Below are 10,915 nucleotides of genomic sequence, written 5' to 3' on the forward strand. Positions count from 1 at the left end.
GCGGCCGCCGGACGTCTCAGCCTCGGTCAGTCCGCGGACTTCGCCGCGGCGTGCTCGGAGCGCGCCTTCTGCACCCGCCAGCTGATCCCGGGCCGACCTTCGAGGTCGACACCGGCGATCAGTGCCCCGCCGGTGAACGCGAGCGCGCGCACGAACCGCTCGCGCCGGGCCCGGCGCAGTGCCGGGTCCTCGCCCTTCGTGCGCTTGAACGGGAGGTTCAGCACGATCAGCGGAGCCGTCAGGACCGCCAGCGCCAGCGCGGCCGTGCGCGGCGCCTTGCCGACCGCGAGCAGCGCGCCGGCGCCCGCCAGGGCGACACCGTGCGCCTGGACGATGGTGGTCAGCTGACGGTCGCTGAGCTCGTAGCCCAGCGCCTCCCCGGCCGGCCCGGTGCGGACGGGCTCGGGTAGCCGGGCGCGCAGCGTGGTCAGCGCGCCACGGGCCTCGGCGGCGTGCGCGGCGGGATGCCGGACGACGTCGAGACCCTCGGTGACGAACCACGAGGCGAACAGGGGGCGGGCGAGACGACGCAGCAGCACAGCAGCTCCTCCTACAGGGCGCCGCCGGCGGCAGAGGGTGCGTCGGCGGACTCGCCACCGTCACCGATCTGCTCGCGGGCGACGTAGTTCTCGAGGTCGAACAGGTTGTCGCCCGCACGCGTGGCGACGGTGAGCAGGGTGGTCGCCGACGCGACCTCCTCGACCTGCTCCTTGAGGAACCAGAGCAGGAACTGCTCGCCCAGCGCGTCGCCCTCGGCGCGGGCCGCCGCGAAGATCGCCTCGATCTGCGTCGTGACCTGCTTCTCCTGCTGCAGCGCCAGACCGATCGGCTCGGTGACCTGGGTGAAGTCGTTGCGCACCGCGCTGCCGCCGGGGATGGCGACGGGCAGGTCCCGGTCCAGCAGGTACTGCACGATCATCAGCGCGTGGCTGCGCTCCTCGATCGCCTGCCGGTAGTAGTGCCGCGCCAGCTGGGGGAGGTCCTGGCCGTCGAACCACACGGCGATCGCCACGTACTGCTGGTGGGCGTCGAACTCGTGGCCGATCTGCTCGCGGAGCAGGCGCAGGAACGTGGACTCGTCCGTGGTGCTCGTCATGCCGCCAACCTAGTGCGGAGGCGCAGCCCTGGCGACGCATGGGCACGGCTGGGAATGGGACACGTCCCCGTGCCGTTGTGGCCACCATGAGCTGTACTACCGAGACGCGCCCGGCGCCGCCTCCCATGAGCGGGTGGGCGATCGGTATCCCCGTACACACCCTTCCGCCCGAGGCGGCCGCGCAGATGCAGGCGTCGAGGGTGGATGTGGCGTACCCCACCCCGGTCGGTGGTCCTCAGCCTGCGGGGCTAGGCTCGACCGCGATGAGCGAGGACACGAACCGCGCGCCTGAGGCCGAGGACGACGCGGCACGGACCGAGAGGTTCGAGGCGGAGGCGCTGGTCTACCTGGACCAGCTGTACGGCGCTGCCCTGCGGATGACGCGCAACCCGGCGGATGCCGAGGACCTGGTGCAGGAGACGTTCGCCAAGGCGTTCGCCGCGTTCCACCAGTACCGCCCGGGCACCAACCTCAAGGCGTGGCTGTACCGCATCCTCACCAACACGTACATCAACTCGTACCGCAAGAAGCAGCGCGAGCCCCAGCAGTCCCGGTCCGAGGAGATCGAGGACTGGCAGCTGGCCCGCGCCGAGTCGCACACGTCGAGGGGCCTGCGGTCTGCCGAGGCTGAGGCGCTCGACCACCTCCCGGACTCCGACATCAAGGACGCGTTGCAGCGTCTGCCGGAGGAGTTCCGGATCGCGGTGTACCTCGCCGACGTCGAGGGCTTCGCGTACAAGGAGATCGCCGAGATCATGGGGACGCCGATCGGGACGGTGATGTCCCGGTTGCACCGCGGCCGCGCGCAGCTGCGTGACCTGCTGTCGGACTACGCGCGGGGGCGTGGTCTGGTCGGGGTGGCCCCCACCGCACCGGAGGGCGAACGATGAGCGAGCTGCACGACGCAGACCCGTTGACCCCTGCCGCCGGCAACTGCGGCAACAACTGCGCCGACGCGCTCGACCGGTTGTGGGAGTACCTCGACGCCGAGCTGGGCGCGGTGGACGCCGCGACGGTCCGTGCGCACCTGTCGGAGTGTCAGGGCTGCCTCGAGGAGTACGACGTCGACGTGGTCGTCAAGACGCTCGTCCGTCGTGGCTGCCAGGAGGCGGCGCCGGACGGTCTGCGCCTGAAGATCCACGAGCAGCTCACGGTCATGCGGATCACCCGCGACTGAGTGACAGGACGAAGGCCCGGTGCAGCACGTGCTGCTCCGGGCCTTCTGACTGTCGCCGAACGCTCAGGCGTTGGGACGGTTGCCGTGGTTCGCGGCGCTGCCCTTGCGGGAACGGCGCTTGCGGCCTCGCTTGCTCATGGGATCTCCTCAGGTTCTGGCGCCCGTGCTGCGCGCCGGACTCGCTCCATCGTCCCACATCTCGCGCGCGCTCAAGTGCGGGGGCCTGGCGTCCGATATCCAGTGCGTGAGCCAGCCGACACAGTCCGTGATCCCGTTCCTGCACGCCCTCGCGAGCACGGGCGGCTCCGACCTGCACTGCAAGGTCGGATCTGCGCCCCGCGTGCGCGTCGACGGGCGGCTGCGCAAGCTGCAGGTGCCCGACCTCAAGCCGGCGGACACCGAGCGCATGCTCGAGGAGGTTCTGCCCGACGACCTGGTCGACAAGTTCCGTGAGCACCACGAGGCGGACTTCGCCTACTCGGTCTCCGGTGTCGGCCGGTTCCGCGTCAACGCCTACCAGGCGCGCGGCACGTACGGCATGGTCTTCCGCCGGGTCGCCGTGGGTGCGCAGGCGCTGGCCGAGCTGGCGCTGCCCGAGGTCATCGGCGAGCTGGCGCTGGAGCCGCGCGGCCTGGTCCTGGTGACCGGCCCCACCGGCTCGGGCAAGACGACGACGCTGGCCTCGATGGTCGACCTCATCAACACGCTGCGCGAGGTCAACATCGTCACCATCGAGGACCCGATCGAGATCCTGCACCAGGACAAGAAGTCGATCGTGTCCCAGCGCGAGGTCCGTCAGGACACCGCGGACTTCACCGTCGCCCTGCGTGCCGCGATGCGCCAGGACCCCGACGTGATCCTGGTCGGCGAGATGCGTGACGTCGAGACCGTGCGCGCGGCGCTCTCCGCCGCCGAGACCGGCCACCTCGTCCTGTCGACGCTGCACACGATCGACGCGGCCGAGACGATCAACCGCATCATCGACTTCTTCCCGCCGCACGAGCAGAAGCAGGTCCGCATCGCGCTGGCGCAGGCGCTGCGCGGCATCGTGTCGCAGCGGCTGGTCCGGCTGGCCGACGGCACGGGCCGGCGGCCCGCGATCGAGGTCATGATCAACACGGGCCGGACGCGCGAGGCGATCCTGGACCCCGAGGACGCCCCGCCGCTGATCGACCTGATCAAGGAAGGCGACTTCTACAAGATGCAGACGTTCGACCAGCACCTGTTCCAGCTGGTCCGCGACGACGCCATCACCTACGACGAGGCGCTCTCCGCGTCGACCAGCCCGCACGACCTCACGGTCGAGCTGCGGCAGGCCGGCCTCGTGTCCTGACGACCCTCCCGAGAAGAGCCCGTGACCCGCGTCGGTCACGGGCTCTTCTTGTGCGTCCAGACGCGATATGACGCGAGTGGTTGCGCCCTCGCGCAACGCGATATAACGTGTCTGACGGAACGAGATATATCGTGAATGGGAGAGCATCATGGCAAGCGAGTCCTGGGTCGTCGCCGGCCCGCAGATCATCGAGATCGAGGCGATCACCAGCCTGCGCGTGCAGCTGGCCGGCGGTCGCGTCGACGTCGTCGCGCACGACGGGCCCGGTGCGCGGATCGAGGTGCACGCCGTCGACGGTCGGCCCCTGGAGGTCAGCCTCTCCGGTGACGGGGAGCTCCGGGTGGGCTACCAGTTCACGCTGGGCGGCTGGGACGGGTTCCTGGAGAAGTTCCGGAACTTCAGCGGCAAGGACAAGGCCGACGTGCACCTCGCCGTGCCGCGGGAGGTGCACGCCAAGGTGGGCACCGTGTCCGCCGACGGGCTGCTGGCCGGGATCGAGCAGGACGCGTCCGTGTCCACCGTCTCGGGCACGCTCATCACCGACGGCACCCGCGGGCGGCTCAGCGCGAACACGGTGTCCGGCGAGATCGTCGTCCGCGACCACCGCGGCGACCTCAAGCTCAACACGGTCTCCGGCGAGCTCGCCGCCTCGGGGGAGCTGAGCCTGGTGCAGGCCAACTCGGTCTCGGGCTCGCTGACGTTCGACGTGACGTCGGGGACGTCGAGCGTCACCGCGACGACCGTCTCGGGCGACGTCACCGTCCGGCTCCCGGAGGGCAAGGGCGTGCAGGTGAAGGGCCAGTCGGTGTCCGGGCGCCTCGTCGTGGACGGCGAGGAGTACAAGGGGACGACGCCGGGCCACCGCAAGGTGGACCTGCGCACCGGTGACGGTGCGTGCTTCGTGTCGTCCAGCACGGTCTCCGGGCACCTCACGGTGCTGCGCGGCGCAGGGACCGGGGTCGCGTGATGATGGCACCCGTCTTCGCGCACGGACAGCTGCGCCTCTACCTGCTGTCGCTGCTGGAGGGTGGCCCCAAGCACGGCTACGAGCTCATCACGGCGCTCTCGGACCGGTTCGGCGGCACCTACCGCCCGAGTCCCGGCACGGTGTACCCGCGCCTGGCCCGGCTCGAGGAGGAGGGTCTGGTGCAGCGGGTCGACGAGGAGCGCAAGAGCACCTACGCCCTCACGGAGGCCGGCTACGCGGAGCTCGAGGCGCGCCGGGCCGAGCTCGGCCACCTCGAGGAGGGCATCGCGGAGTCCGTCCGGGAGCGTGCCGCGCAGGTGCGCGAGGACGTGCGCGGGTCCATGCGCGGGCTGCGCGCGGACCTGGCGGCGGCCGCCCAGCAGGCGCGCGCGTCGGCGGTCCCGCACGCCGCGGCGCCGACGGACGACCCGCGCCTCGCGTCGCACGTCCGCTACATGGACGCCGAGGCGATGATCCACCGGTTCCGCGACGAGATCCGGGCCGACCTGCGTCGGGCGGACGCCGGCGGGCGGGTCGAGCAGCTCACGGTCGACACGCTGCGCACCGTCCTGGACTCGGCACTGACCGCCGTGCGAGGCACCCTGCGGTGACGCGCCTGCCCGGCGGCGTCGTCAGGCGGCGTCGTCGGGCAGGCCCAGCCAGGCGTGCCAGCCGGTGTGCAGCACCAGCCAGGCCATGAGGCCGTACCCGGCCTGGCCCGGCAGGACGCCGTCACCGGCCGCGAGATCGCCCAGCCACTGGTCGTGCGCGGCGAGCGGCGTGTAGGTGTCCACGTACGGCACGCGCCGCCGGGCGGCGACGTCMGCGAACGCGGCGGACAGGTCGGCGAGCTTCTCGTTCTCGGCCGTGGCGCCCGGCGGCGGGCCGACGACGAACGCGGGGATCCGGCGCTGGTCGGCCACGTCGAGGATGTTGGCGAGGTTGAGCCGGCTGCGTGCCAGGGAGAGTCCGGCGGCCACGTCGGCGCGGCCCAGGGCCACGACGAGGCGGTTGTCGGTGTCGGGCGACCAGCGGCGCGAGGCCTCGTCGTCCCAGCGTGCGCCGAGCCCGGTGGTGGTCTCCCCGGGGACGGCGAGGGTCAGGACGGTGAGCGGGTCGGGGGTCGGCGTCCGGGCCGTCACGCGGCCCACCCAGCCGAGCCCCTTGGGGTCACCTGCTCCGGCGACGAGCTCGTCACCGACCACCGCGAGTCGCAGCGGCAGCTCTCCCACGTGCGTCACCTCTCGACGTCCGACCCCGACGAGCCACCGGGTGGCGGCCGTCGTCGCACAGTGTCTCAGGGTGCGACGACGGTCGCGGGTTCATCGAGGGGCCTGTCGTGGGTGGAACGTGTGAAGCGTCGCGGGGTGTGCGGGGCTCTGTCAGGAGTCGTCAGACGCTGCGGTACGGGTGGCTCGGCAGGTCGGACGACCAGTCGGCGTGGGACGTGGGCGGCGGGGTGCTGCCGAGACCGTCGTGGCGCAGGGTGACGACCAGGCGGGCGAGCAGCCAGGCTGCGGCGACGAGTGCGAGGACGATCCAGAACGTGGTCATGKCAGAAAGTCTGCGCTCGACGATAAGTCGCCACGAGTGGCAGAACTGACGATGACCGTTGACATTCCGCCAGGCGACGTCGGATGCTGGCGGCATGCTCCGATCCGTCGCCGTCATCGTCCTGCCGAACGTCGCGCCCTTCGAGCTGGGGGTCGCGTGCGAGGTCTTCGGCATCGACCGCCGGGACACGGGCGGACCGGCGTTCGACTTCACCATCTGCGGCATCGAGCCCGGCGTCGTGAAGACCAAGGACGCCGGGTACTTCTCGATCGTCGTCGAGCACGGCCTGGAGGCCACGCGTGACGTCGACCTGGTCATCGTGCCCGCGTACGGCAGCTCCGGCCCGGTGCCGGAGGTCGTGCTCGACGCCCTGCGCGACGCGCACGCGCGCGGGGCCTGGGTGCTGAGCATCTGCAGCGGGTCGTTCGCGCTCGGTCAGGCGGGCCTGCTCGACGGGCGGCAGTGCACCACGCACTGGATGTACACCGACGAGCTGAGCCGGACCTTCCCGGAGGCGCGCGTCAACCCGGCCGTGCTCTACGTCGACGACAACCGGGTGATCACCAGCGCGGGCACCGCGGCCGGCATCGACGCGTGCCTGCACCTCGTGCGGCGCGAGCTCGGGGCCGCCACCGCGTCGGCGATCGCCCGCCGCATGGTCGTGCCCCCGCACCGCGACGGCGGTCAGGCGCAGTACGTCGACACGCCGCTGCCCTGCGACGCCGACACCCTGGCCCCGCTGCTCGCCTGGATGGTCGAGAACCTCGAGGAGGAGCTCAGCGTGCCCGACCTGGCCGCCCGCGCGTTCGTGTCCGAGCGGACGTTCGCCCGCCGGTTCCGCGCCGAGACCGGGACCACGCCCGCCGCCTGGGTCACCCGCCAGCGCGTGGTGCGCGCCCAGGAGATGCTCGAACGGTCCGACGCCGGCATCGAGGAGATCGCGCGGCTCTGCGGCTTCGGCACGGCCGCGGTCCTGCGGCACCACTTCGCCCGCACGCTCGGCACCAGCCCGCAGGCCTACCGGCGCACCTTCGCGCCCGCGTCCGTCCCCGCGAACGTCTCCTGACGCGCCGAGAGCCGCACCCCGTCGGGATGCGGCTCTCGGTCAGCGTGTCGTCAGCGCGCGAACGCGGTCTCGACGAGGTTCGCCTGCTGGGCCTGGTGCTTCTTGGCGGACCCCGCGGCCGGCGACGCCGACTCCTTGCGGGAGACCACCCGGAGCGTGCGGTTCAGCAGCTGCGGCAGGTGCATGGACAGGAACGTCCACGGACCCTGGTTGCGCGGCTCGTCCTGCACCCACACCAGCTCGGCACCGTCGAACGGCGCCACCGCGGCACGGGCCGCCTCGGCGTCGAGCGGGTAGAGCTGCTCCAGCCGGACGATCGCCGTCTGCTCGTCGCCCGTCTTCACGCGGTGCGCGAGCAGGTCCCAGTAGACCTTGCCCGAGCAGAGCAGCACGCGGGTGACCTGGCCGGCCTTGGCGGCGGCGAGGTCGTCGCCGATGACCGTGCGGAACGTGCCCGACGTGAAGTCCTCGACGTCGGACGACGCCGACTTCAGGCGCAGCATCGACTTCGGGGTGAACACCACGAGCGGGCGACGCGGGCGGTCGTACGCCTGGCGGCGCAGCAGGTGGAAGTGCGACGCGGGCGTCGACGGCTGCGCGATCGTCATGTTGTTCTCGGCGGCCATCTGCAGGAAGCGCTCGATGCGAGCCGACGAGTGGTCCGGGCCCTGGCCCTCGTACCCGTGGGGGAGCAGGAGGACGACCGACGAACGCTGCGCCCACTTCTGCTCGGCCGACGAGATGAACTCGTCGATGATCGTCTGCGCGCCGTTCACGAAGTCACCGAACTGCGCCTCCCAGAGCACCAGGGCGTCCGGGCGCTCGACGGAGTACCCGTACTCGAAGCCCAGGGCCGCGTACTCCGACAGCGACGAGTCGTAGACCCAGAACTTCGCCTGGTCGGCGGACAGGTACAGCAGCGGCGTCCACTCGGCACCGGTGTCCCGGTCGTGCATGACCGCGTGCCGCTGCACGAAGGTGCCGCGTCGCGAGTCCTGCCCGGCGAGGCGGACCGGCGTGCCCTCGATCAGCAGCGAGCCGAACGCGAGCAGCTCGCCGTAGCCCCAGTCGATGCCGCCCTCGCGGGACATGGCCTCGCGCTTGGCCAGGAGCTGCGCCAGCTTCGGGTGGACCGTGAAGCCCTCCGGCGGGCGCACGTGGGCGCGTCCGATGCGCTGCAGGGTGCCGGCGTCGACGGCGGTCTTCCAGCCGACCATGACGCCCGCGTCCTCGAGCTGCGACTCGGGGCGCTCCAGGCCCTTGACGGCCTCGGCCTCGGGCGGGGCCGGCGCGTAGCCGTCCTCGCGCGTCTCCGTGAACACCCGCTCGAGCTGCTGCTGGTAGTCCTGCAGCGCCTGCTCGGCGTCGGCGATCGTGAGGTCGCCGCGCGCCACCAGGGTCTCGGTGTAGAGCTTGCGGACCGAGCGCTTCGCCTCGATGAGGTTGTACATGAGCGGCTGCGTCATCGACGGGTCGTCGCCCTCGTTGTGACCGCGGCGGCGGTAGCAGACCATGTCGATGATGACGTCGCGGTCGAACTGCTCGCGGTACTCGAAGGCCAGCTCGGCCACCCGCACGCACGCCTCGGGGTCGTCCCCGTTGACGTGGAAGATCGGCACCTGGAGGCCCTTGGCCACGTCCGTCGCGTACTGCGACGAGCGCGACGAGGACGGACCCGTGGTGAAGCCGACCTGGTTGTTGATGATGACGTGGATGGTGCCGCCCGTGCGGTACCCGCGCAGCTGCGCGAGGTTGAGCGTCTCGAACACCACGCCCTGGCCCGCGAAGGCCGCGTCACCGTGGATGAGGATCGGCAGCACAGAGAAGCCGTCGCCACCGAGGTCGATACGGTCCTGCTTGGCGCGCACGATGCCCTCGAGCACCGGGTCCACCGCCTCGAGGTGCGACGGGTTGGCGGCCAGGTACACCGCGGTCGTCGCGCCGGACTCCGCGGTGAACGTGCCCTCGGTGCCCAGGTGGTACTTCACGTCGCCCGAGCCCTGGACCGACTTCGGGTCCTGGTTGCCCTCGAACTCGCTGAAGATCTGCGCGTAGGACTTGCCCGCGATGTTGGCCAGGATGTTCAGCCGGCCACGGTGGGCCATGCCGATGCCGACCTCGTCGAGACCGCTGTTCGCCGCCTTCGACAGGATGGCGTCGAGCAGGGCGATGACCGACTCGCCGCCCTCGAGCGAGAACCGCTTCTGGCCGACGTACTTGGTCTGCAGGAAGGTCTCGAAGGCCTCCGCCGCGTTGAGCCGGCGCAGGATGCGCAGCTGGTCCTCGCGCGGCGTGCGGGCGTACCCGGACTCCAGGCGCTCCTGGAGCCAGCGCCGCTGCCGCGGGTCCTGCAGGTGCATGTACTCGCTGCCCACCGTGCGGCAGTACGAGTCGCGCAGCAGGCCGAGCACCTCGCGGAGCTTGGCGCGGGGCTTGCCTCCGAAGCCGCCCACGGGGAACACCCGGTCGAGGTCCCAGAGCGTCAGGCCGTGCGTCTGCACGTCCAGGTCGGGGTGCTTGCGCTGGCGGTAGGCCAGGGGGTCCGTGTCGGCCATGAGGTGGCCGCGCGACCGGTAGGAGTGGATGAGCTCCGCGATGCGGGCCGGCTTGATGGCGTCGGCGTCGGCGTCGGCCGACTCCCGCACCCACCGGACCGGCTCGTACGGGACGCGCAGCGACGCGAAGACGCGGTCGTAGAAGCCGTCCTCGCCCAGCAGCTTGCGGCTGATGATCCGCAGGAAGTCGCCGGACTGGGCGCCCTGGATGATCCGGTGGTCGTACGTCGAGGTGAGCGTCAGCACCTTGGAGACGCCCATCTTGTTCAGCGCGTCCTCGGACGTCCCGGCGAACTCCGCCGGGTAGTCCATGGCGCCGACGCCGATGATCGTGCCCTGCCCCTGCATGAGGCGCGGGACCGAGTGGACCGTCCCGATGGTGCCCGGGTTGGTCAGCGAGATCGTGGTCCCGGCGAAGTCGTCGACCGTCAGCTTGTTGCCGCGGGCGCGCCGCACCACGTCCTCGTACGCGGACCAGAAGCCGGCGAAGTCGAGCGTCTCGCACTTCTTGATCGACGGGACCAGCAGCTGGCGCGTGCCGTCCGGCTTGGCCAGGTCGATCGCGATGCCGACGTTGACGTGCGCGGGGGTCAGGACGCTCGGCTTGTCGTCGGCCAGCGTGTAGGAGGTGTTCATCGCGGGCATCTCGCCCAGCGCCTCCACCATCGCGAAGCCGATGAGGTGGGTGAAGGAGATCTTCCCGCCCCGGCCCCGAGCGAGGTGGTTGTTGATGACGATGCGGTTGTCGACCATGAGCTTCGCCGCGATGGCGCGCACCGAGGTGGCCGTCGGGACCTCGAGGGAGGACTCCATGTTGGTGACGACCCGCGCCGCCGGACCGCGCAGCTTCTGCACGTCGTCCGCAGACTCCGCCTCGTCGGCGGTGGAGGTCCGCTGGGCCACCTGGGCGTACGGGGCGGTCGCCGGCTGGGCGGTCGCGATCGGCGACGTCACCGGGGGCGGCTCGACGAACGGCGCGGCCTTGGCGGGCGCGACCGCTGCAGGAGCCGTGGGCGGCGCAGCCGGAGCCGCGTGTGCGCCGCGGGGCGCGGCGACAGGGCTGGGGATGCCGTTCGAGGGTGGTGCGGCCGGTGCCGGCGCTGACGCCGTCGCCGGGGTCGAGCCGTTCGTGGAGGCCTCCTCGGGCTTGTAGCCCTCGAAGAAGTC

At 71.5% G+C, this 10,915-nt stretch carries 12 protein-coding genes; 6 read left to right on the forward strand and 6 right to left on the reverse strand.

Features of this window, described 5'->3' with window-relative positions; all coding sequences use genetic code 11:
- Positions 1-26: 26 nt before the first annotated feature.
- Together ACXJKF_RS18235 and ACXJKF_RS18240 are read right to left on the reverse strand one after the other, a co-directional pair.
- Positions 27-539 carry a DoxX family protein gene (locus tag ACXJKF_RS18235; RefSeq protein WP_456789137.1) on the reverse strand — a complete coding sequence of 171 codons (513 nt, stop codon included), beginning with the start codon at positions 537-539 and terminating at the stop codon, positions 27-29.
- A gap of 11 nt (positions 540-550) precedes the next feature.
- On the reverse strand, positions 551-1,096 hold the full coding sequence (locus ACXJKF_RS18240) for a ferritin (RefSeq protein ID WP_456789138.1): 546 nt from the start codon (positions 1,094-1,096) through the stop codon (positions 551-553).
- A gap of 185 nt (positions 1,097-1,281) precedes the next feature.
- Between ACXJKF_RS18240 and ACXJKF_RS18245 the strand changes: the two genes are divergently transcribed.
- Together ACXJKF_RS18245 and rsrA are read left to right on the forward strand one after the other, a co-directional pair.
- Entirely contained in the window at positions 1,282-1,986 is a 705-nt protein-coding gene (locus ACXJKF_RS18245; RefSeq protein ID WP_456789146.1) for a sigma-70 family RNA polymerase sigma factor, read from the forward strand.
- Complete coding sequence (gene rsrA, locus ACXJKF_RS18250) at positions 1,983-2,273, forward strand: mycothiol system anti-sigma-R factor (protein ID WP_456789139.1); 291 nt, start codon at positions 1,983-1,985, stop codon at positions 2,271-2,273. Before ACXJKF_RS18245 ends, rsrA begins: the two co-directional genes overlap by 4 nt.
- Positions 2,274-2,336: 63 nt before the next feature.
- On the opposite strand, the gene ACXJKF_RS18255 is transcribed toward rsrA, so the two are convergent.
- On the reverse strand, positions 2,337-2,411 hold the full coding sequence (locus ACXJKF_RS18255) for a 50S ribosomal protein bL37 (RefSeq protein WP_155859599.1): 75 nt from the start codon (positions 2,409-2,411) through the stop codon (positions 2,337-2,339).
- Between the two features lie 106 nt (positions 2,412-2,517).
- Between ACXJKF_RS18255 and ACXJKF_RS18260 the strand changes: the two genes are divergently transcribed.
- The 3 genes from ACXJKF_RS18260 to ACXJKF_RS18270 all read left to right on the forward strand — a co-directional run bounded on the left by ACXJKF_RS18260 (position 2,518) and on the right by ACXJKF_RS18270 (position 5,184).
- Positions 2,518-3,606: a type IV pilus twitching motility protein PilT gene (locus ACXJKF_RS18260; protein ID WP_456789140.1), complete on the forward strand. Its 1,089-nt coding sequence runs from the start codon at positions 2,518-2,520 to the stop codon at positions 3,604-3,606.
- Positions 3,607-3,754: 148 nt separating this feature from the next.
- Entirely contained in the window at positions 3,755-4,573 is an 819-nt protein-coding gene (locus ACXJKF_RS18265; RefSeq protein ID WP_056592475.1) for a DUF4097 family beta strand repeat-containing protein, read from the forward strand.
- 2 nt (positions 4,574-4,575) lie between these two features.
- Entirely contained in the window at positions 4,576-5,184 is a 609-nt protein-coding gene (locus ACXJKF_RS18270) for a PadR family transcriptional regulator (protein ID WP_456789147.1), read from the forward strand.
- A 21-nt stretch (positions 5,185-5,205) separates the two neighbouring features.
- On the opposite strand, the gene ACXJKF_RS18275 is transcribed toward ACXJKF_RS18270, so the two are convergent.
- Complete coding sequence (locus ACXJKF_RS18275) at positions 5,206-5,805, reverse strand: GDSL-type esterase/lipase family protein (protein WP_456789141.1); 600 nt, start codon at positions 5,803-5,805, stop codon at positions 5,206-5,208.
- Between the two features lie 160 nt (positions 5,806-5,965).
- The gene (locus tag ACXJKF_RS18280) at positions 5,966-6,127 is read right to left on the reverse strand and encodes a hypothetical protein (protein WP_456789142.1); all 162 of its coding nucleotides are present in this window, start codon (positions 6,125-6,127) and stop codon (positions 5,966-5,968) included.
- Between the two features lie 94 nt (positions 6,128-6,221).
- Between ACXJKF_RS18280 and ACXJKF_RS18285 the strand changes: the two genes are divergently transcribed.
- A complete protein-coding gene (locus ACXJKF_RS18285) occupies positions 6,222-7,193 on the forward strand; it encodes a GlxA family transcriptional regulator (protein ID WP_456789143.1) in 972 nt (323 codons plus the stop codon).
- A 50-nt stretch (positions 7,194-7,243) separates the two neighbouring features.
- Here ACXJKF_RS18285 and ACXJKF_RS18290 read toward each other — a convergent pair.
- Positions 7,244-10,915, reverse strand: a 3,672-nt coding sequence (locus tag ACXJKF_RS18290; protein ID WP_456789144.1) for a multifunctional oxoglutarate decarboxylase/oxoglutarate dehydrogenase thiamine pyrophosphate-binding subunit/dihydrolipoyllysine-residue succinyltransferase subunit, incomplete at its 5' end; no start/stop codon positions are given.

The organism is Cellulomonas sp. P5_C5 (assembly GCF_054049655.1).